The organism is Bradyrhizobium sp. Kon56 (assembly GCF_055807635.1).
In genome coordinates, this window is sequence record NZ_JBVVOU010000002.1 from 60,686 (window position 1) to 82,196 (window position 21,511).

Annotated in this window: 19 protein-coding genes; 11 read left to right on the forward strand and 8 right to left on the reverse strand. The window is 65.0% G+C overall.

From position 1 onward, the window contains the following. Positions 1–3: 3 nt before the first annotated feature. A complete protein-coding gene (locus AC0L3B_RS03370) occupies positions 4–969 on the reverse strand; it encodes a Bug family tripartite tricarboxylate transporter substrate binding protein (RefSeq protein WP_473380019.1) in 966 nt (321 codons plus the stop codon). Positions 970–1,167: 198 nt separating this feature from the next. Here AC0L3B_RS03370 and proB point away from each other — a divergent pair, with 198 nt between their 5' ends. The 10 genes from proB (at position 1,168) to AC0L3B_RS03420 (ending at position 10,990) form a co-directional block, all read left to right on the forward strand. Continuing rightward, positions 1,168–2,289 carry a glutamate 5-kinase gene (gene proB / locus AC0L3B_RS03375; RefSeq protein ID WP_377787028.1) on the forward strand — a complete coding sequence of 374 codons (1,122 nt, stop codon included), beginning with the start codon at positions 1,168–1,170 and terminating at the stop codon, positions 2,287–2,289. Between the two features lie 227 nt (positions 2,290–2,516). Beyond that, positions 2,517–3,812: a glutamate-5-semialdehyde dehydrogenase gene (locus AC0L3B_RS03380; protein WP_085348679.1), complete on the forward strand. Its 1,296-nt coding sequence runs from the start codon at positions 2,517–2,519 to the stop codon at positions 3,810–3,812. A 20-nt stretch (positions 3,813–3,832) separates the two neighbouring features. Continuing rightward, complete coding sequence (locus tag AC0L3B_RS03385; RefSeq protein WP_085348680.1) at positions 3,833–4,477, forward strand: nicotinate-nucleotide adenylyltransferase; 645 nt, start codon at positions 3,833–3,835, stop codon at positions 4,475–4,477. 238 nt (positions 4,478–4,715) lie between these two features. Next, positions 4,716–5,072 carry a ribosome silencing factor gene (gene rsfS / locus AC0L3B_RS03390; RefSeq protein ID WP_007598906.1) on the forward strand — a complete coding sequence of 119 codons (357 nt, stop codon included), beginning with the start codon at positions 4,716–4,718 and terminating at the stop codon, positions 5,070–5,072. Between the two features lie 96 nt (positions 5,073–5,168). Beyond that, complete coding sequence (gene rlmH / locus AC0L3B_RS03395) at positions 5,169–5,651, forward strand: 23S rRNA (pseudouridine(1915)-N(3))-methyltransferase RlmH (RefSeq protein ID WP_085348681.1); 483 nt, start codon at positions 5,169–5,171, stop codon at positions 5,649–5,651. A 33-nt stretch (positions 5,652–5,684) separates the two neighbouring features. Next, complete coding sequence (locus tag AC0L3B_RS03400) at positions 5,685–7,016, forward strand: murein hydrolase activator EnvC family protein (protein ID WP_085358283.1); 1,332 nt, start codon at positions 5,685–5,687, stop codon at positions 7,014–7,016. Beyond that, positions 7,013–8,368, forward strand: coding sequence for a S41 family peptidase (locus AC0L3B_RS03405; protein WP_018459850.1), 1,356 nt, complete (start codon positions 7,013–7,015; stop codon positions 8,366–8,368). Before AC0L3B_RS03400 ends, AC0L3B_RS03405 begins: the two co-directional genes overlap by 4 nt. Before the next feature lie 144 nt (positions 8,369–8,512). After that, positions 8,513–9,745 (forward strand): divergent polysaccharide deacetylase family protein, encoded by a 1,233-nt coding sequence (locus AC0L3B_RS03410; RefSeq protein WP_473380020.1) that lies wholly within the window; start codon positions 8,513–8,515, stop codon positions 9,743–9,745. Positions 9,746–9,820: 75 nt separating this feature from the next. Beyond that, positions 9,821–10,324, forward strand: a complete 504-nt coding sequence (locus AC0L3B_RS03415; protein WP_018459848.1) for an RNA pyrophosphohydrolase — start codon at positions 9,821–9,823, stop codon at positions 10,322–10,324. A 165-nt stretch (positions 10,325–10,489) separates the two neighbouring features. Next, positions 10,490–10,990, forward strand: a complete 501-nt coding sequence (locus tag AC0L3B_RS03420) for an RNA pyrophosphohydrolase (RefSeq protein ID WP_473380021.1) — start codon at positions 10,490–10,492, stop codon at positions 10,988–10,990. Positions 10,991–11,066: 76 nt separating this feature from the next. On the opposite strand, the gene AC0L3B_RS03425 is transcribed toward AC0L3B_RS03420, so the two are convergent. From AC0L3B_RS03425 to AC0L3B_RS03450, 6 genes are all read right to left on the reverse strand, one after another. Next, complete coding sequence (locus AC0L3B_RS03425; protein WP_473380022.1) at positions 11,067–12,698, reverse strand: adenylate/guanylate cyclase domain-containing protein; 1,632 nt, start codon at positions 12,696–12,698, stop codon at positions 11,067–11,069. 151 nt (positions 12,699–12,849) lie between these two features. Next, a complete protein-coding gene (locus tag AC0L3B_RS03430; RefSeq protein WP_018459845.1) occupies positions 12,850–13,257 on the reverse strand; it encodes a F0F1 ATP synthase subunit epsilon in 408 nt (135 codons plus the stop codon). A gap of 86 nt (positions 13,258–13,343) precedes the next feature. Beyond that, positions 13,344–14,786, reverse strand: coding sequence for a F0F1 ATP synthase subunit beta (atpD, locus tag AC0L3B_RS03435; RefSeq protein ID WP_007598896.1), 1,443 nt, complete (start codon positions 14,784–14,786; stop codon positions 13,344–13,346). Between the two features lie 52 nt (positions 14,787–14,838). Further along, positions 14,839–15,714 carry a F0F1 ATP synthase subunit gamma gene (locus tag AC0L3B_RS03440; protein ID WP_377787038.1) on the reverse strand — a complete coding sequence of 292 codons (876 nt, stop codon included), beginning with the start codon at positions 15,712–15,714 and terminating at the stop codon, positions 14,839–14,841. A 151-nt stretch (positions 15,715–15,865) separates the two neighbouring features. Further along, complete coding sequence (gene atpA, locus AC0L3B_RS03445; RefSeq protein WP_018459843.1) at positions 15,866–17,395, reverse strand: F0F1 ATP synthase subunit alpha; 1,530 nt, start codon at positions 17,393–17,395, stop codon at positions 15,866–15,868. Then, complete coding sequence (locus AC0L3B_RS03450) at positions 17,395–17,955, reverse strand: F0F1 ATP synthase subunit delta (RefSeq protein ID WP_473380023.1); 561 nt, start codon at positions 17,953–17,955, stop codon at positions 17,395–17,397. The genes atpA and AC0L3B_RS03450 overlap by 1 nt, the downstream gene beginning before the upstream one ends. A 645-nt stretch (positions 17,956–18,600) precedes the next feature. On the opposite strand from AC0L3B_RS03450, the gene AC0L3B_RS03455 reads away from it, so the two are divergent. Then, positions 18,601–19,110: a septal ring lytic transglycosylase RlpA family protein gene (locus AC0L3B_RS03455; protein WP_085348687.1), complete on the forward strand. Its 510-nt coding sequence runs from the start codon at positions 18,601–18,603 to the stop codon at positions 19,108–19,110. 108 nt (positions 19,111–19,218) lie between these two features. On the opposite strand, the gene AC0L3B_RS03460 is transcribed toward AC0L3B_RS03455, so the two are convergent. Beyond that, on the reverse strand, positions 19,219–21,429 hold the full coding sequence (locus AC0L3B_RS03460) for a primosomal protein N' (protein WP_085358289.1): 2,211 nt from the start codon (positions 21,427–21,429) through the stop codon (positions 19,219–19,221). Between the last annotated feature and the right edge of the window lie 82 nt (positions 21,430–21,511).

Below are 21,511 nucleotides of genomic sequence, written 5' to 3' on the forward strand. Positions count from 1 at the left end.
AAACTAATTCTCGATCTTGTACCCCGTCGCCTTCACGACCGGCTGCCAGAACGCGGTGTTGGCGGCGAGCTCCTTGGTCAGACCTTCCGCGCTGCTGCCCACCGGGATCAGACCGATCGCGGTGAGCTTCTCCTTCACCTCGGGCTTGGCGAGCGCGGCGCTTGCGGCCGCGCCGAGCTTGCTTGCGAATTCCGGCGAGCTGCCGGCGGGAAGCCACATGCCGTACCAGGCGTCGGCGACGAGATCGATGCCGCTCTCTTTCAAGGTCGGCACCTCTGAGGCAAAGGGCGAACGTTCCGCGCTGCTCACCGCGATGATCTTCACGCCCTTGGCGCGATGCTGCGCAAGCGCGTCGGCCAGCGTGGTGATCCCGAACGGAACATGGCCGCCGACGAGGTCGTTGAGGATAGCTGCGCTGCCGCGATAGGGCACGCGGCTCAAGGGAATGCCGAGGTCCTTCTCCAGCTTCGAGCCCATGAAATGCGGAATGGTGCCGCTGCTGGGTACGCCGAACGAGGTCCTGTCCGGATGTGCCTTCAGCCAGGCCGCGAACGACTTGAAATCCACAGCGTCGACCGCCGGGCTGATCACCAGCGCAAATTCAAAGCGCGCCAGCAGCGAGACCGGGACGAAATCCTTTGCAGCATCGAAGCTCGGAATCGTCTCGACCATCGGCAGCAGGTACATCGTGGGTCCGGTCGTCACCAGCACCATGCTGCCGTCGGGGCTGCCGCCCTTCACCGCCTTGATGCCGATCAGGCCGTCACCGCCGGTGCGGTTCTCGACCACCATGGTCCGCTGCAGCGCCGGCGCCATCTCCTGCGCGATCAGCCGGCACAGCGTGTCGCCGCCCGCGCCGGCCGCGAACGGGAAGATGATCTTGGTGAGCCCAGCCTGTGCGCGCGTCGCTCCCACCTGCGCCAGCAGCGGCAGGCTCAGACACCGGACCATGAATTTGCGGCGATCCATGGGTTTCCTCCACCGTTATGGTTGGCAGCATGAGAGCCGGACGGCCGCCCGGGGCAACCCGGCGTTCATCCTTTAGCATGCCGGCGCCTTGCGCGGGCCATCGTCCTGCTGCAAAAGCAGGGCCTTAGCGGCGCCGCTTGTTTGCTCCGCCGTTCCATAGCTTGAGCAATCCGCCACACGCGCCAGCACATAAAACACATGACCAGCCCCGAACTCAGTCAATTCCGCCGCATCGTCGTCAAGGTCGGCTCCGCGCTGCTGGTCGATTCCGACAAGGGCGAGGTGCGTGCGTCCTGGCTTGCCGCTCTCGCCGACGACATGGCCAAGCTGCATCGCGGGGGACGTGACGTGCTCGTCGTTTCCTCCGGCTCGATCGCCCTCGGCCGCAGCCGCCTGAAATTGCCGCGCGGCCCGCTGAAGCTGGAGGAGAGTCAGGCAGCCGCCGCCGTCGGTCAGATCGCGCTCGCCCGCATCTGGTCGGAGGTGCTTGGCGCCCACGGCATCGGCGCCGGCCAGATTCTGGTGACGCTGCAGGACACCGAGGAGCGCCGCCGCTATCTCAACGCGCGCTCCACTATCGGCAAGCTGCTGGAGTGGCGCGCGATCCCCGTGATCAACGAGAACGACACGGTCGCCACCAACGAGATCCGCTACGGCGACAACGACCGCCTCGCCGCGCGCGTCGCCACGATGGCGAGCGCCGACCTGCTGGTGCTGCTGTCCGACATCGACGGGCTCTACGACGCCCCGCCGAAGAACAACCCGAACGCCAAGCTCATTCCCGTCGTCGACAGCATCTCCTCCGAGATCGAGGCTGTGGCAGGCGACGCCGAGTCCGAGCTGTCGCGCGGCGGCATGCGCACCAAGGTCGAAGCCGCCAAGATCGCGACCACCGGCGGCACGCATATGCTGATCGCCTCGGGCAAGATCGAGCATCCGTTGCAGGCGATCGCCGATGGCGGCCGCTGCACCTGGTTCCTGACGCCGGCCAATCCCATCACCTCGCGAAAACGCTGGATCGCGGGCTCGCTTGAGCCGAAGGGTACGCTGACGATCGACGCCGGCGCGGTCGCGGCCCTGCGCGCCGGCGCCAGCCTGCTGCCGGCCGGCGTGATCAAGGTCGAGGGCCAGTTCGCCCGCGGCGACGCCGTGATCGTGCGCGGCCCCGACACCAGCGAGGTCGGCCGCGGCCTGATCGCCTACGACGCCGACGATGCCGAGCGGATCAAGGGCCGCTCCTCCCCGGATGTCATGGCCATCCTCGGCATCAGCGGGCGGTCCGAGATGATCCACCGGGATGATCTGGTGGTGGGCGGGTAAGGGCCGACAGACGCCCAAACCGTCATGCCCGGGCTTATCGCGGGCATCCACGTTCTTTCTTGCTGGCGGCAAGGTGTGGATGGCCGGGACAAGCCCGGCCACGACGTCGGAGCTGGGCCAGTGGCCGAGGTGGCACAACACCGGGAGACCAGCCATACCCGCCCCGCCCTTCGCAAAAGCGGGATTTCCGTGCTAGGACACTGCCTTAGCAGAAGGTTGAAACTCCCATGGCCGCCCCCCTCAAAGCCGTCGACGGCAATGCCGATCTTCAGGCGCTGATGACCGATCTCGGTACCCGTGCCCGCGCTGCCGCGCGCGTGCTGGCGCTGGCGCCGCCGGAGCAGAAGAACCGGGCGCTCGAGGCCATGGCGCGGGCGATCCGCAACAATTCAGCTGCGATCCTCGCCGCCAATGCCGAGGACGTCACCGAGGCCCGCGCCTCCGGCAACGCCACCTCGTCCTTCATCGACCGCCTGACGCTGACGCCGGCGCGGGTGGAGGGCATGGCCGAGGGCATCGGCATCGTGCGCGGCATTGCCGATCCCGTCGGCATCGTCACCGAGAGCTGGCAACGGCCGAACGGCATGACCATCGAGCGCGTGCGCGTGCCGCTCGGCGTCGTCGGCGTGATCTTCGAGAGCCGGCCGAACGTTGCGGCGGACGCCGGCGTGCTGTGCCTGAAGTCGGGCAATGCCGTGATCCTCCGCGGCGGCTCCGACAGTTTCCGCTCCTGCCGCGCGATCCATGACTGCCTGGTGCAGGGCCTGCGCGAAGCGGGCCTTCCCGAGGCTGCCATCACGCTGGTGCCGACGCGCGACCGCGCGGCGGTAGGCCAGATGCTGTCGGGATTGAATGGCGCCATCGACGTGATCGTGCCGCGCGGAGGCAAGAGCCTCGTCGCGCGCGTCGAGCAGGAAGCGCGCGTGCCGGTGTTCGCGCATCTCGAAGGCGTCAACCACATTTACGTCGACGGCAGCGCCGACCTCGCCATGGCGAAATCGATCGTGCTCAACGCCAAGATGCGCCGCACCGGCGTCTGCGGCGCCGCCGAGACGCTGCTGGTCGATCGCGCCGCAGCCGGTAAAAACCTCAAGCCGCTGGTTGAGATGCTAATCGAGGCCGGCTGCGAAGTGCGTGGCGACGACGCCGTGCAAAAGATCGATGCGCGCGTCAAACCCGCGAGCGCGGACGATTGGGACACCGAATATCTCGATGCGATCATCGCAGCGAAGGTGGTGGACGGCGTCGACGGCGCGATCGCGCATATCCAGAACCACGGCTCGCACCATACCGATGCGATCGTGAGCGCCGATGAGACCGCTGCGAAAAAATTCCTGAGCGAGGTCGATTCCGCGATCGTGCTGCACAACGCCTCGACGCAGTTCGCCGACGGCGGCGAGTTCGGCTTCGGCGCCGAGATCGGCATCGCCACCGGCAGATTCCATGCCCGCGGCCCGGTTGGCGCCGAGCAGCTGACGAGCTTCAAATATCGCGTTCACGGCACCGGGCAGACGCGGCCGTAGACGACGCAGGGCGCGGGGCATTGAGCAACAATTTCGTCGCGCCACGTTTCTTCGCGCAGGCCATACCGACCCATACCTCGGGCATGCGCATCGGCCTGCTCGGCGGCTCGTTCAACCCGCCGCACCAGGCCCATCGCGCGATCAGCCAGTTCGCGCTGAAACGACTCCAGCTCGATCGCGTGTGGTGGCTGGTGACGCCAGGCAATCCGCTGAAGGAGAACGGCGCACTGCATGAGCTCGGCGCGCGCATGCAGGCGGCGCGCGAAATGGCCGACGATCCCAGGATCGAGGTGAGCTGTCTCGAATCCGTCATTCGCACGCGCTATACCATCGATACGATCAACACCTTGCGCCGCCGCCTCTCGGGCTTGCGCTTTGTCTGGATCATGGGCGCCGACAACCTCGCTCAATTCCATCGTTGGCAGCACTGGCGGCGCATCGCCGACCAGGTGCCGATCGCGGTCATCGACCGTCCGCCGCAGAGTTTTCGCGCCCTCGCCTCTCCCGCCGCCCAGGCGCTCAGGCGCTATCGGATGCCGGAGAATGAGGCGCCATTGCTTGCGGATCGGGCCGCCCCGGCCTGGGTATTCCTGACCGGAATGAAGCTGAATCTCTCGTCGACCGGCTTACGGAACCCGGACGGAAGCTGGAAAGGTACGAAGTGAGTCAGATTGTGCGAACGCCATGCGGTCTTCGGGCTCTCTGGCATATTGAAACCCTTAACCCCACATGATGTAGTGTAACCAGTGGGCGCCGGATTCGGCGTTCGCGATACAGTGAAAGGAATGGTCCCTGACCACATCTGTATTGTCCAAGACAGCCTCACCCAAGACGGCTTCACCGAAGTCTGTTTTACCCAAGGTTGCCAAGCCGACGCGTAAAACATCGACCAAAGCTGCGGCCTTGAAGGCGCAACCCGACGCCGACAAGACGCTGAGCCTGATCCTCTCCCGCCTCGACGACATGAAGGCGGAAGAGACTGTGACCATCGACCTTCGCGGCAAATCGGCCTACTCCGACTACATGATCGTCACCACCGGCCGGGTGAACCGGCATGTCGGCGCGATCGCGGAGAACGTCGCCAAAGGCCTCAAGGAAAACGGCATCAAGAACATCCACGTCGAGGGCTTGCCCAATTGCGACTGGGTGCTGATCGATTCCGGCGATGTGATCGTGCACGTGTTCAGACCCGAGGTCCGCGAGTTCTACAGTCTCGAGAGATTGTACACGCAGGGCCCAGGGGCGGCGAAGGCGATCTGAGAGGCTGCTGGCCGATTTCGAATCGGCTGACGCGCATGCTAGCGTCGTGCGCGCGCAGATCGCGCGCGGTCCAGAAAACGCGACCCTGAACATATCATGCGCATAGCCGTCATTGCGGTGGGCCGGCTGAAGCAGGGCCCCGAACGGGAGCTTGCCGAGCGCTATTTCGAGCGGTTCGACGAGGCCGGCCGCAAGCTCGGATTCCGCGAGCTCGCCATCCACGAATTGCCCGAAAGCCGCGCGCGCGATACGGCGACGCGGATGGCCGAAGAGGCCGCGGCGATCTCCGCCCATATTCCCGAAAAGTCGGTCCTGGTGGCGCTGGACGAGCGCGGCCAGAATCTGGATTCGACCGTATTCGCACGGCATCTCGGGCGCTGGCGCGACGAGGGTGCCGGTCATACTATCTTCATGATCGGAGGGGCGGACGGACTTTCGCCCGAATTGCGCCGTAAGGCCAAGCTCGCGATCGCGTTCGGCTCTGCGACCTGGCCGCATCAAATGGTCCGCGTCATGCTTCTGGAACAGCTTTATCGGGCCGCCACCATTCTGGCGGGCCACCCCTATCACCGCGCGTGATCCGCGCCACAACGAGCACCTTTGCTTAAAGCGATGCGAGCGCCGATTTTCAACCTGCTGCTGATCGCCGGCGTTGCCGGCGCAAGCCTCGCGCAAGCTCAGACGCCTGCACCGCAGACTGCGGCCGTAGCGCCCGATGCGATCAAGCAGCGCGAGCAGGAGCTCGAAGCCGCGCGCGCCAGCAAGAAGAGCGCTGAGGAAGCGCAGGCCAAGCTCAAGGCGGAGATCACCTCGCTCGGCCAGGACCGCACCCAGCTCAATCAACAGTTGATCGACACCGCCGCCAATGTGCGCACCGTCGAGACCAAGATTGACGAGGCCGAAGCGCGGCTGCGATCGCTGAACGGCCGCGAACAGGCGATGCGCAGCTCGCTCGATTCACGCCGCGCCGACATCGTCGAGGTGCTGGCGGCCTTGCAGCGCGCCGGAAGGCGGACGCCGCCGGCACTTCTGGTACGGCCCGAGGATGCCCTGCAATCGCTGCGCACGGCGATGCTGCTCGGTGCCGTGGTGCCGGAGTTGCGCGGCCGTGCCGAGAAGATCGCGGGCGAGCTCGGCGAGCTCGTGGCCTTGCGCAAGACCATCGCGACCGAGCGCGACCAGCTTGCCTCCGACCGCGACAAGGTGCGCAACGACCAGACCCGGCTCGCGGCTCTGGTCGACGAACGGCAGCGTCAGCAGGCGTCGCGCGAAAAGGACCTCGACGCCGAGAACGCGCGCGCCGTCGCGCTCTCAAGGCAAGTCGGCGATCTCCAGGGGCTGATCGCCAAGATGGAGCAGGATCTGCAAAGCGCCGCCAAGGCGGCCGAGAAGGCAGCTGAGGCCGCCAAGCAGGCCGAGGCCAAGGCGGCTGCAAACGCGGCCGCCAGCGCCAAGACCGGCCCCGGCGCATTCAAGGATCGTTCCCGCACCACCCCTGCGATGGCCTTCGCCGCGGCCAAGGGCCTCCTGCCTCTTCCGGTTAACGGTAACAAGATCAGGGATTTCGGCGGTTCGGACGGGCTCGGCGGGGTCCAGAAGGGCATTTCGCTGGCGACGCGGCCCGGCTCCCAGGTCACGACGCCGTGTGATGGCTGGGTGGTCTATGCCGGCCCGTTCCGCAGCTATGGACAACTCTTGATCCTCAATGCCGGGGGCGGGTATCATGTGCTGATCGCCGGGATGGAGCGCATTTCGGTCAACATCGGACAATTCGTGCTCACGGGGGAGCCTGTCGCGACCATGGGGTCGACCTCTCAAGTCGCCTCCATTCTCGCCACGAACGCGAGTCAACCTGTGCTCTATGTCGAGTTCCGCAAAGACGGCACTCCAATCGATCCAGGCCCATGGTGGGCCGCAAATGAAGGCGAGAAGGTTCGCGGATGATGCGCAAGACTTCAGTTATCCTCCTCAGCGCGGCCACCGGTGCGGCGCTGACGCTGTTCGTGACGCAACCGCGCGCGGTCTTCATGGGCTCCAGCGCGCGAGCCGCCACTGCGGACACCTATCGCCAGCTCAATTTGTTCGGCGACGTGTTCGAGCGCGTGCGCTCGGACTATGTCGAGAAGCCCGACGACACCAAGCTGATCGAATCCGCGATCAGCGGCATGCTTACCGGTCTCGATCCGCATTCGAGCTACATGGACGCCAAGAGCTTCCGCGACATGCAGGTGCAGACCCGCGGTGAGTTCGGCGGCCTCGGCATCGAAGTCACGATGGAAGACGGCCTGATCAAGGTGGTCTCGCCGATCGACGACACCCCGGCCTCGCGCGCCGGTGTCATGGCCAACGACATCATCACCAATCTCGACGACGAGGCGGTGCAGGGCCTGACCCTGAACCAGGCGGTCGAGAAGATGCGCGGCCCGGTCAACACAAAGATCAAGCTGAAGATCATCCGCAAGGGCCAGGACAATCCGATCGACGTCACGCTGGTGCGCGACAACATCCGCGTCCGTTCGGTGCGCGCCCGCGTCGAGGCCGACGACATCGCCTATATCCGCATCACCACCTTCAACGAGCAAACCACCGAAGGCCTGAAGCGCGAGGTCGCCAACCTCTCGAATCAGATCGGCGACAAGCTGAAGGGCTACGTCATCGACCTCCGCAACAACCCGGGCGGCCTGCTCGAGGAAGCGGTCACCGTCTCCGACTCCTTCCTGGAGAAGGGCGAGATCGTCTCGACCCGCGGCCGCAATGCCGAGGAGACCCAGCGCCGTACCGCGCATACGGGCGACCTCACCAAGGGCAAGCCGGTCATCGTGCTGGTCAACGGCGGCTCGGCTTCGGCGTCGGAGATCGTCGCCGGCGCGCTGCAGGACCACAAGCGTGCGACCATCGTCGGCACACGCTCGTTCGGCAAGGGCTCGGTGCAGACCATCATTCCGCTCGGCTCCGGCAACGGCGCGCTGCGTCTGACCACGGCGCGCTATTACACGCCGTCGGGCAAGTCGATCCAGGCCAAGGGCATCGTGCCCGACATCGAAGTGCTGCAGGACGTGCCGGACGAGCTGAAGTCGCGTACCGACACCAAGGGCGAAGCTTCGCTGCGCGGCCATCTCAAGAACGACGGCGACGAGAAGACCGGCTCGCAGTCCTACGTTCCGCCGGACGCCAAGGACGACAAGGCGCTCAAGCTCGCCGACGATCTGCTCCACGGCATCAAGAACAGCGCGTCCGCGGCGCCCACGCCGGGCGGCGACAAGGCCACGACCGACAAGCCCAAAGCGGCGAACTAGGTCGGCGCATCGCGATCTGACGAAAAGGGCGGCTCCCGGAGCCGCCCTTTTTGCTTGAAACTCCTGATATCCCCGGCCTATCCCGGCCTGCCGCCGCTTGACCCCGGCGTGGTATCGTCATTGCTGAGTGATTCGGGATCGCGCATGACTGAAACGGCCGATGATCTGAGCGCCCCGCTCGGACGGGACAAGCCGCGTCGGAAACGCCTGCTGCGGCTGCCGTTCACGGCCATGCAGCTGCTCGCGGTCCTGCTCGGACTGTTCCTGGTCACCTTTGCCGGCTTCGCCATCTTCAACAAGGATCCGCTCGGCGGCGAGCCAATGACGCGGCTCGCGATCCGCGAACCCAATGCCGCAGACAAGGCTGGCGACGACAAGCCGGCCGCGGCCGGCCATGGCCAGGACAGCAAGCAGGAAAGCAAGCAAGAGACCAAGGACGCACCGAAGCAGGCGGGCGAGCAGAAGACCGTCACCATGATCGACGGTTCCACCGGCATGCGCCACGACGTGGTGATCGGCGGCGATGCCGCCGGCAAAAGCGAGACGGCGGCGGCCTCCGCACCGCCGCCCGTCATGGCCGGGATCGACCCAAAACTTCTTGAGAAATCGCGCTATGGCATGATCCCCGCGGTTTCCGGGGATATGAAGCCGTTCAACGTCTATGCGGCGGATGCCGACCGCGCCAAGGCCGCCAAGATGCCGGTGGTCGCGATCCTGATCGGCGGCCTCGGCGTCGGCGCCGCCAAGACCACCGATGCCATCATGCGGTTGCCAGCGGCGGTGACGCTGGCCTTCACGCCCTATGGGTCCGATCCAGGAAAACTCGCCGAGCGCGCCCGCGCCCAGCGCCACGAGATCTTCCTCCAGATCCCGATGGAGCCCTATGACTTCCCCGACAACGATCCGGGACCGCAGACGCTGCTGACCTCGCTGAGTGCCGACCAGAACATGGACCGCCTGTACTGGCATCTGAGCCGGATGCAGGGCTATGCCGGCCTCACCAATTTCATGGGCGCCCGCTTCATCGCAACGGAGCCGGCGATGCAGCCGATCATCCGCGAGGCGGCCAAGCGCGGCCTCGGCTTCTTCGACGACGGCTCCTCGCCCCGCAGCATCGCGCCGCAAGCGGCCGGCAGCCAGGCGATGCCGTTCGGCAAGGGCGATATCGCGATTGACGCGGTGCCGACCCCGGCCGAGATCGACCGCGCCCTGACCAAGCTCGAAGCGGCGGCGCGCGAGCGCGGCGTGGCCGTGGGCACCGCCTCCGCCCTCCCGGTCTCGATCGAGCGCATCGGCGCCTGGACCAAGACATTGGGCGACCGAGGTATCCTTTTGGTGCCATTGACAACCGCGATGCTGAAATCAAAATCCAGCTAAATCAACGGATTGGTATGGTACAGGCCCGCGGGGCCTGCTTAAGCCTTACCGACAGCATGCGAGAGGTCTGGCGGAATGGCGCGTTACGAGGATCTGCCCTACCGGACCTGCGTCGGCGTGATGTTGCTCAACAAGGACGGACTGGTGTTCATCGGCCGCCGCGCCGGCGGCATCGAGCATGTCGACGACACCCATGTCTGGCAGATGCCGCAGGGCGGCGTCGATCCCGGCGAGGACAATTGGGAGGCCGCCAAGCGCGAGCTCTATGAGGAGACCAGCGTGCGTTCGGTTGAGCGGCTCGGCGAAGTTCCGGACTGGCTCACTTACGACATTCCGCGCACGGTCGCCGGGCGCACCTGGAAGGGCCGCTACCGCGGTCAGCGCCAGAAATGGTTCGCGGTCCGCTTCACCGGCAAGGATAGCGAGATCAACGTCGAAAAGCCCGGCGGCGGTCACAAGGCCGAGTTCGTGAGCTGGCGCTGGGAGCCGATGAAGAACCTGACCGGGCTGATCGTCCCGTTCAAGCGCCCGGTCTACGAGCGCGTGGTGAAGGAATTTTCCGCGCTGGCGCAGGATTAGTTCAAGTCGCCATTCCAGGTTGATGCTAGAGCCAGTTCCGTTCCGATAGAATCGGGACGGGGCTCTAGTTTTTTATTTTGACGCGTTTTCTTGACGCGAACCGGTATCCACTTCGCTCGAAAACGCTCTAATGCACAGCCTGAAATGACGACGAGAGATCCACGCGTGAGCACTGAAAAACCCTACCGTCCCAATGTCGGAATCGCGCTGTTCAATGCCGATGGCCGCGTGCTGATCGGGCACCGCTTCAAGGGCGACGGACCCGAGATCATCCTGCCGGGTCTGGACTGGCAGATGCCGCAGGGCGGCGTCGACGAGGGCGAGGATTTGCGCGATGCCGCGCTGCGCGAGCTCTGGGAAGAGACCAGCGTCAAGAGCGCAACTTATCTCGGCGAAACCGACTGGCTGACTTACGAATTCCCGCCTTATGACGGGCCGCAGACGCATCGGCTGGCGAAATTCCGCGGCCAGCGCCAGAAATGGTTCGCGTTACGCTTCACCGGCAAGGATGACGAGATCGATCCGCTGACGCCGCGCAACGGGCAGCCCGCCGAGTTCGACGCCTGGCGCTGGGAGCGGCTCGACCGCGTCCCCGATGTCGTGGTGCCGTTCCGCCGCCACGTCTACAGCGCAGTGGCGCAGCAGTTTGCGCCGTTCGCGACCTAAAACGCGAAAACAACCCCATGCACAGTAGAACTGGGTTGAAATCATTAGAGAACTTTGCCCGGAAATTTGCGTGAACCTAATTGATCGGTCCCACCGTGAACGGGCCGATTGCGATGATGTGGCAATCGCTGTCGCGCTTGGCGCAGTCGGCGAGCGCGGAATTGACGGCGGTCTGCTCGTCCGCGGCCTTGAGGCCGAGGCCCGGCCGGCCCGCGGTGCCGACCGCGACGGCGTTCCAGCCCATGCCGTCGGCGAGCTTGCGCACGACCTCGTCGCGCGCATCTGCGACGATCGAGGCGTTCGACGCCGCATGGAAGAATCCGGTGATCCTCAGCAGGGTTGGGATCGGCACGACGAAATTCTCGTCGACGGCAACGACCAGGCAGGCGACGCCGGCGATCGCGCCGCACGATTCCAGTGAACGCCGCGCGGCATCGTCGGCGGACGATGCGCCCATCACCATGAAATATTGGCCGCCGGGGCCGAGCGCGACCGCGCGGGATTTTGCCGCGGGCACGAACATGTTCTCGAGCCGGACCTTGGCGGGATCGCGCACCATCGGAAAGTCTTTCGAGGCGAAGGCGCGCTCGGTCATGGCATCATGCCGGACGAACGGTTGCGGCGGCATCGGCGGTTTGCCGTGCGTGTAGACCACATTGTTGCCGACTGCATAGAGCTCGCAACGCCGCGGCGACTGCGCGGCATCGGCGCGCTTCTGGCACTGATCGAGTGCGGCGTTGCGCGCGGCTTCCTCGTTCGGCTGATTCAACGACGCGCCGGTGAACCCGCCGACATTGAGTGCGAACGCCTTGTAGTCGCCGGCAGCGGAATAGTCGCCGGCCAGGTAGTTGCGGATGCGCTCGTTGATGAAGGGGACGCTGTCGGCAGGAAACTTGCCGGCCATCGGTGAAGCCGATGGTGCCGGCATGGGCATCGGCGCTTTCGCCGCCATGGTGGATGACGGGCTTGGCGCTGCTGCCGCAGCCGCGTTGGGCATCGGACTTGATGCTGGGCTTGGCGCGGCCACTGCAACCGCCGGCGCCCTGGTCGTCTCGAGCTTGGTGAAATAGAGGAAGCCGCCGACGCCGATGGCGACGACGGAGACGACACCGACCACCAGCGGCCACATCCAGTTCGGCGCGGCCTCAGCCTTCGTCACCTTCTTGATCTGCGGCGTCGCGTAGCTACCGTCCCCGCGCCGCATCGCCACCATATAGGCGTGCACCGGCGTCGGGATGTTCTTGACCTCCTGCGCGCCGATATCGGCGAACTGCACCGACAGCTTGTTGGCGACCTGCTCGTGCACGGCGCGGGAGACGCAGATGCCCCCGACCTCGGCGAGGCCCTCGAGCCGGGCGGCGATATTGACGCCGTCACCGAGCAGATCGCCGTCGCGCTCGACCACGTCGCCGATGGTGATGCCGATGCGGAACGACATCTGCCGGCTCGGCGGATAGGCCATGTTGCGGGTTCGCAGGGATTCCTGAATGTCGATCGCGCAGCGCACCGCATCGACCGCGCTTGGAAATTCCGCAAGCACGGCATCGCCCGCGGTGTTGAAGATGCGTCCGCCCGCCCTGGCAATGAAATCATCGACGACCTCGCGATAGGCGGCGAGACGCCGCAGCGTCTCCTCTTCGTCTTCCGCAACCAGTCGCGAGTAACCGGCAATATCGGCCGCGAAAATCGCTGCGATCTTGCGTTTCATCTGCGGTCGGCCCCCGGAACAAAGTTCGCGGGCGCAGAATGGCGCTATCGGCGGCGCCGTGCAACAAAGTTTCAGCGCCCGCCACTCCCGTGACGAGCGCTGAACTTATTCAGGAATTTTCAGTTCGGGCCCCGGCGCAGTGCACCGGGGCTTAGTGCATCGCCGTGCTGCTGAGCTGCTGCTGGATGCTCTTGAAGTGGTCGAGCCGGGCGATGGCTTGATCGAGCTCGTTGCCTTCGTGCTCCTTCAAGCCCTCTTCCATCTCCGAGATGGTCGCGGCGAACTGCGCGCGGTCGAGCTCGGCCAGCGAGGTCGCGACGTCGGCGAGTACGGTCAGGCCCTTCTCGGAGACTTCGGCGATACCGCCGAGCACGATGATCTTCTCGTGCTTGCCGCCGGTGGTCACGGTGAGAATGCCGGGCCGGATCGCGGCCACGACCGGCGCGTGTCCCGCCAGCACGCCGAAGTCACCTTCGACGCCGGGGATATCGACCTGGTCGACCTCGCCCGAGAAGGCGAGCTTTTCCGGCGAGACGAGATCGAAGTGGAAGGTGGCCATTGGAAACCTGCGAATGGTGAGTAGCGAATTGCGAATGGAGCGGGAGCGGCGCGACTATTCGCTACTCCCTGCTCGCCCTTCGCAGCTTAGGCCGCCTCGGCCGCCAGCTTCTTGCCCTTCTCGATCGCCTCTTCGATGGTGCCGACCATGTAGAAGGCGGCTTCCGGCAGGTGGTCGTACTTGCCTTCGCAGAGGCCGCGGAAGCCCTTGATGGTGTCCGCGAGGTCGACGAACTTGCCGGGCGAGCCGGTGAAGATTTCGGCGACGTGGAACGGCTGCGACAGGAAGCGCTCAATCTTGCGGGCGCGGGCCACCGTCAGCTTGTCCTCTTCCGAAAGCTCGTCCATGCCGAGAATGGCGATGATGTCCTGCAGCGACTTGTAGCGCTGCAGCACCTGCTGGACCTGACGCGCGGTGTCGTAGTGCTCCTGGCCGACGACGAGCGGCGAGAGCATGCGCGAGGTCGAGTCGAGCGGGTCCACCGCCGGATAGATGCCCTTTTCCGAGATCGCGCGGTTCAACACCGTGGTGGCGTCCAAATGCGCGAACGAGGTCGCGGGCGCCGGGTCGGTCAAGTCGTCGGCCGGAACGTAAATGGCCTGCACCGAGGTGATCGAACCCTTCTGCGTGGTGGTGATGCGCTCCTGCAGCGCGCCCATGTCGGTGGCGAGCGTCGGCTGGTAACCCACGGCGCTCGGGATACGACCGAGCAGCGCCGACACTTCAGAGCCGGCCTGGGTGAAGCGGAAGATGTTGTCGACGAAGAACAGCACGTCCTGGCCCTGGTCGCGGAAGTGCTCGGCGACGGTCAGACCGGTGAGGCCGACGCGGGCGCGAGCGCCGGGCGGCTCGTTCATCTGGCCGAACACCAGCGCGCACTTCGACTTGACGCTCGGATCCGGATTATGCGGATCGGCGTTGACCTTGGACTCGATGAACTCGTGATAGAGGTCGTTGCCCTCGCGGGTACGCTCGCCGACGCCGGCGAACACGGAGTAACCACCGTGCGCCTTCGCGACGTTGTTGATCAGCTCCTGAATCAGCACGGTCTTGCCGACGCCGGCGCCGCCGAACAGGCCGATCTTGCCGCCCTTGGCGTAGGGCGCGAGCAAGTCGACGACCTTGATGCCGGTGACAAGAATTTCAGCTTCGGTCGACTGGTCGGTGTAGCTCGGCGCTTCCTGGTGGATGGCGCGCATGCCTTCGGACTGGATGGGACCGGCTTCGTCGATCGGCTCGCCGATCACGTTCATGATGCGCCCGAGCGTGCCTGCACCCACCGGAACCGAGATCGGCTGACCGGTGTCGGTCACTTCCTGGCCGCGGACCAGACCTTCGGTCACGTCCATCGCGATCGTGCGCACGGTGGACTCACCGAGATGCTGCGCAACTTCCAGCACGAGGCGGATGTTGCCGTTCCTGGTTTCCAACGAATTCAGAATGGCCGGCAGATGGCCTTCGAACTGAACGTCGACGACGGCGCCCATGACCTGGGTGACACGACCGACCTGGGTAGCTGCTGTAGCCATGAAGCTCTCCTTCGAAATTCTTTACTTGAACGACCGTCGTTTGGTTCGTGCGTCAGACCGCCTCGGCGCCGGAGATGATCTCGATCAGCTCCTTGGTGATCTGGGCTTGACGGGTTCGGTTGTAGATCTGGGTTTGCTTGCGGATCATTTCGCCGGCGTTGCGGGTGGCGTTGTCCATGGAGCTCATCTGCGCGCCATAGAACGAGGCGTTGTTTTCCAGCAGCGCACGGAAAATCTGCACCGCGATATTCCGCGGCAACAGGCCGGAGAGGAGTTCGTCTTCCTCCGGCTCATAGTCGTAGGACGTCGACGGCGCGGTCGCCGCCTTTTCTTCCACGGTCAGCGGAATGATCTGCTGCGCGGTCGGGACCTGGGCAATCACCGACTTGAACTGCGCGTAGAACAGCGTGCAGACGTCGAATTCGCCGTTGTCGAAGCGGGCCAGAACCTTCTTGGCGATGTCGTCCGCGTTGACGAAGCCGAGCTGACGAACGCCGCGCAGGTCGAGATGCTCGACGATCTGCTTGTCGTACAGGCGGCGGAGCTGCTCGTAGCCCTTGCGGCCGACGCAGAAGAATTTGACTTCCTTGCCCTGCGCCATCAGCGACTGGGCGCGCTCGCGCGCGAGGCGCACGATCGAGGAGTTGAACGCGCCGGACAGGCCGCGCTCGCCGGTGCAGACCAGCAGCAGGTGAACCTGATCCTTGCCGGTGCCGGCCAGCAGCACCGGGGCGCCGGGCGAACCGGCGGCAGCGCTGGCGATGTTGGAGATCACCGCGCTCATCTTGTCGGCATAGGGCCGCGCCGCCTCGGCCGCTTGCTGCGCGCGGCGCAACCGGGACGCCGCGACCATTTGCATGGCCTTGGTGATCTTCTGCGTCGCCTTGGTGGAGGCGATGCGGACGCGCATGTCTTTAAGTGACGCCATTCTTCGTTCACCCCGGCGGTTCGATCCCTTGGATCAAGCCGCTAGCCTATCCCAGTCGTCATGCCCGGGCGTGTCCCGGGCATCTACGTCTTCGTCTCCATGCAGTGAGGCACGGAAGGCCGGGACAAGAAGCCCGGCCATGCGACCGTTCTTATGCGAAGCTCTTGGCGAAACCTTCGACCACCGACTTCAGCTTGGCGGCGGTGTCGTCGGAGAGATCGCGGCTGTCGCGGATCGCGTTGAGGATCTCGACGTTCTTGCCGCGGAGCAGCGACAACAGACCGTCCTCGAACGCGCGCACCTTGTTAACCGGCAGCGGGTCGAGATAGCCGTTGGTGCCGGCCCAGATCACGCAGACCTGCTCTTCCATCTTCAGCGGCGCGAACTGCGGCTGCTTCAGGAGCTCGGTCAGACGCGAGCCGCGATTGAGCAGGCGCTGGGTCGAGGCGTCGAGGTCGGAGCCGAACTGCGCGAACGCCGCCATTTCGCGGTACTGCGCGAGCTCGCCCTTGATCTTGCCGGCGACCTTCTTGGTGGCCTTCGTCTGTGCCGAGGAGCCGACGCGCGACACCGACAGACCGACGTTCACCGCGGGGCGAATGCCCTGGAAGAACAGGTCGGTTTCCAGGAAGATCTGGCCGTCGGTGATCGAGATGACGTTGGTCGGAATGTAGGCCGACACGTCGTTGGCCTGGGTTTCGATGACCGGCAGCGCCGTCAGCGAGCCCGAACCCTGGTCCTTGTTCAGCTTCGCCGCGCGCTCGAGCAGGCGGGAATGCAGATAGAACACGTCGCCCGGATAGGCTTCGCGGCCCGGCGGGCGGCGCAGCAGCAGCGACATCTGGCGGTAGGCGACGGCCTGCTTGGACAAATCGTCATAGATGATGACGGCGTGCATGCCGTTGTCGCGGAAGTACTCGCCCATGGTGCAGCCGGTGAACGGCGCGATGTACTGCATCGGTGCCGGATCCGACGCGGTGGCGGCGACGATGATCGAATATTCGAGCGCGCCCTGCTCTTCCAGCACCTTCACGAACTGGGCAACCGTCGAGCGCTTCTGGCCGATCGCGACGTAGACGCAATACAGCTTGATGTTCTCGTCCGGCTGCGCGTTGAGCGGCTTCTGGTTGAGGATGGTGTCGAGCGCGATCGCGGTCTTGCCGGTCTGACGGTCGCCGATGATCAGCTCGCGCTGGCCCCGGCCGATCGGGATCAGGGCGTCGATCGCCTTGAGGCCGGTCGCCATCGGCTCGTTCACCGACTTGCGCGGAATGATGCCGGGCGCCTTGACGTCGACGCGCATGCGCTTGTCGGCCTGGATCGGGCCCTTGCCGTCGATGGGGTTGCCGAGCGCGTCGACGACGCGGCCGAGCAGGCCCTTGCCGACCGGCGCGTCCACGATGGCGCGGGTGCGCTTGACGGTCTGACCTTCCTTGATCTCGCGGTCAGCGCCGAAAATGACGATACCGACGTTGTCGGTTTCGAGGTTCAGCGCCATGCCGCGGGTGCCGTTCTCGAATTCGACCATTTCACCGGCCTGGACGTTATCCAGACCGAAAACGCGGGCGATACCGTCGCCGACGGACAGCACCTGTCCGACTTCGGAGACTTCAGCTTCCTGGCCGAAATTCTTGATCTGGTCCTTGAGGATCGCGGAAATTTCCGCGGCGCGGATGTCCATCAGCCTGCCTCTTTCATCGCGTGCTTGATCGAATTGAGTTTGGTGCGAAGCGAGCTATCGATCATTCGGCTGCCAAGCTTGACCACGAGGCCACCGATGATCGAGGGATCGACCTTCACGTTGAGCGCGACGTCCTTGCCGGTCACCGACTTCAGGGCAACCTTGAGGGCGTCGAGATTCTTGTCCGAGAGCGCCTCCGCCACGGTGACGTCGGCCGTGGCCTCGCCCTTGAACTTGGCGACCAGGGTGCGATAGGCGCGGATGACGTCAGCCACCGCGAACAGGCGGCGGTTGGCGGTCAGCACTTTCAGGAAATTGGCGGAGATGCCGGCGATGCCGGCCTTGTCCAGCACGGCCGAGAGGGCTCTGGACTGGGCATCGGCCGCGAACACGGGGCTCCGGACGAGGCGCTTCAAATCGGCGCTCTCGTTCAGCATGCCCTCGAATTTCTCGAGATCGGCCTTGACCTCGTCGACCACTTTCTGGTCGCGGGCCAGTTCAAACAAGGCCGTTGCATAACGGCCCGACACACCGGAAACGGACGTATCTTCTGCAGCCACAGACGTGCTCTTTTTGCTGTCAAACTCGCAAGGGAAAAACCGTCGCCACGAAGCGGCGCCTAGCGATCCAAGCCCTTGGAATTCAAGCGGGACTTCGATTTTCGACCCCGCACGGAAGTGCCGGGCTCGTTAAAATCGCGGCTTTGCTAACATAGCAGGCGCGCACGTGCAACATGACGCCAAATTAAAGGCATGACGTTCTGTCGCCAGTTCGTCGCACTCCACGACGACGCGACGACGACCTTGCATGCCGCGGAATTGCCACAGCGCTTAAGCCCACCCCTGAGCCGAGGCCGGCGATTGGTTCCTGCCCTCAGCGCATAGCGGCCATGAACACGGATCGCTGAGGCGTGATTCCGGCCCTCCCGGCTCCACTCGCCGAATACTTTCTGAATTCTAAATGCGGAAATCGATGACTTCGTTTTACAGTATTCGTAAGTAATATAGAGGTTAACAAATCGTTAAATTCCAATATTACGGAATGTCGGCCGAATATCCCTGCCGGTAACAAGATATTACAGGGCGACACAGAACGGATTTACTGCCCAATTCATGCCTCATTAGGAATCGAAACGCGATCCCGCTCGCAAACTTACGGGGGCTCCACTTGCCACATATGTGGCAATACTAGTTAGGGACCAATATATGCTTTGTTTGAAGACGCTGGGCTCAGTGACCCGGCCGCGTACGGCGATCGCCTTCGTTGCCGCAACTCTTCTCATCGGGGGAACTGCCACCGAAGCTTCCGCCAAATCCCGCCATCACCATCGCTATTCCCACCATCATCACCGCCACCACGCCCAGACCGATGCCAACACGACCTCCGATTGGCGTAACGCCAATGCATCGATGACGCCGTCGCAGGGCACCGGACGTTCCTTCTCCGGCATGGCTTCCTTTTACGGGAACGAGTCCGGCAGCAGGACCGCCTCGGGCCAGCGCTTCAACCAGAACGCCATGACCGCGGCGCACCGTTCACTGCCGTTCGGCACCAAGCTGCGTGTCACCCATGGCGGCTCGAGCGTCATCGTCACCATCAACGACCGTGGCCCGTTTATCCGCGGCCGTGTCCTCGACCTCTCCACGGGCGCTGCCCGTGCCATCGGCCTCACCGGCGCCGGCGTCGGCCGCGTCACCGCGGAAGTCGTCTCCTAAGACGCGCGACGCGTGAAACAAGCCCGCCGTCTTGGGGGACGGCGGGCTTTTTGTTTGTTCCTCCGCCGTCATTGCGAGGAGCGCAATGACGGGGAGAGAGCGGGGGGCCTACAAAAAGCTCTGCGGATCGACGTCGACTTCGAGCTTTTGATTGCCCTTCGGCTTCGGGCATACGGCAAGCCAGTTGCGCAAATAATCCGACAGGTCGAAGCCGCGCGCGGATTTCACCAGAATGCGGAAGCGGTAACGGCCCTTGATGACCGCGAGCGGGGCTTCCGCCGGGCCCAGCACCACCACGCGCTCGTCGCGCGGCGCGAGCGCGACGAGGTGGCGGCCAAAGCCTTCGGCGCTCGGCCGGTCGCCGGCGGAAATGATCAGGCTCGCGAGCCGCCCGAACGGCGGATAGAGCGTGCGTTCGCGCAAATCGATCTCGCTGTCGTAGAATGCTTCGCGGTCGCAGGCGATCAGCGCCTTCATCACCGGATGATCGGGCTGATGGGTCTGGAGATAGCCGACGCCGCGGCCCTGCTCGCGGCCGGCGCGGCCGATCACCTGGTTGAGCAATTGCCAGGTGCGTTCCGAGGCGCGCGGATCGCCATTGGACAGGCCGAGATCCGCATCGACCACGCCGACCAGATTGAGCCGCGGGAAATTGTGGCCCTTGGCGACGAGCTGGGTGCCGATGATGACGTCGACGCGGCCCTCCGCGATGTCATTCAGCTCGGAGCGCATCGTCTCGATCGAGGTGATGAGATCGCTCGACAGCACCATGGTGCGCGCCTCCGGGAAGAGCGCCGCCGCCTCCTCCTGCAAGCGCTCGACGCCGGGCCCGACCGCGACCAGCGATTCCTCCGCCGCGCAATGCGGACAGGTTTGCGGGCGCGGCATCGAGAAGCCGCAATGGTGACAGACGAGGCGCTGGCGGAAGCGGTGATCGACCAGCCAGGCATCGCAGATGGTGCAGGCGAAGCGATGGCCGCAGGCGCGGCACAGCGTCAACGGTGCATAACCGCGGCGATTGAGGAACAGTAGCGCCTGCTCGCGCCGCTCGATCGCGGTCCTGATCTCGGACGCCAGCCGCGGCGAGATGAAGCGGCCGCGCGCCGGCGGCTCGCGGCGCATGTCAATGGCCTCGATATGTGGCATGTGCTGGCCGCCGAAGCGCGACGGCAGAGCGATGCGCTGATAGCGGTTCTTGCGCGCATTGACCTCGGATTCGACCGACGGCGTCGCCGACGCCAGCACGATCGGAACCTTTGCGATATGCGCGCGCACCACCGCCATGTCACGGGCGTGATAATGCACGCCCTCGTCCTGCTTGTAGGCTTGGTCGTGCTCTTCATCGACCACGATGAGGCCGAGATTGGCGTAGGGCAGAAAGAGCGCTGAGCGCGCGCCGACCACAACCGGCGCGCTGCCCTCGGAGATCGCCGCCCAATTGCGCGCGCGGGTGCGCGGCGTCAGTTCGGAATGCCATTCCAGAGGGCGCACGCCAAAGCGCTGCGCGAAGCGATCGAGGAACTGGCCGGTGAGCGCGATCTCCGGCATCAGGATGAGCGACTGTTTTCCGCGGCGGATCGCCTCGGCGACGGCTTCGAAGTAAACCTCGGTCTTGCCCGAGCCGGTGACACCGTCGAGCAGCGCGACGTGAAAGCTGCCGTTGGCGGCGAGTGCGCGCATGGCATCGACCCCGGCGCGCTGAAGCGGCGAAAAATCCGGCCGGCTGAAATCCGGATCTGGGGCCGGCGGCGGCGGCGGCGGGGGCATCGGCTCGACCGAGAGCGTTCCTTCGTCGACGAGGCCGTCGATCACGCCGGCCGAAACCCCGGCCTCTCTGGCCGCCTCGGACTTGCCGTGCAGCAGCCGGTCCGACAGCACCTCGATCAGGCGCTGCCGCGCCGGCGTCAGACGTTTTGGCGGATCGCCGACCAGGCGCACGCCGGCGCGCACCCGCTCGGGGCCGAGGTTGTCGCCCATCCGCAGGCACATGCGCAGCACCATGCCGCGCGGGCTCAACGTGTAATTGGCGATCCAGTCCACGACCGCACGCAGCTCGGGCTTCAGCGGCGGGATGTCGAGCTTTTCGCTGACCTCCTTAAGGCGGTTGTGCAGGCGCGGATCAGGATTGGCGTTTTCGGCCCAGACCACCGCGAGCACCTCGCGCGGGCCGAGCGGCACGCCAATAATGTCGCCCGCCTTCAGCTCCATCCCGCGCGGCACCTTGTAGGAATAGGTCTGGTCGAGCGCGACCGGCACCAGCACGTCGACCATGCGGGTCGCGTTGGCGGAGACGGCGTTGCTGCGCGACGTGTGATCCATGGAGGGGAATCGGAACCCGAGGGCTTCAAGGCTAGCGCCCTGAGGCGGCCTTAGCGAACGATAAACGAGTGTGATGCGATAT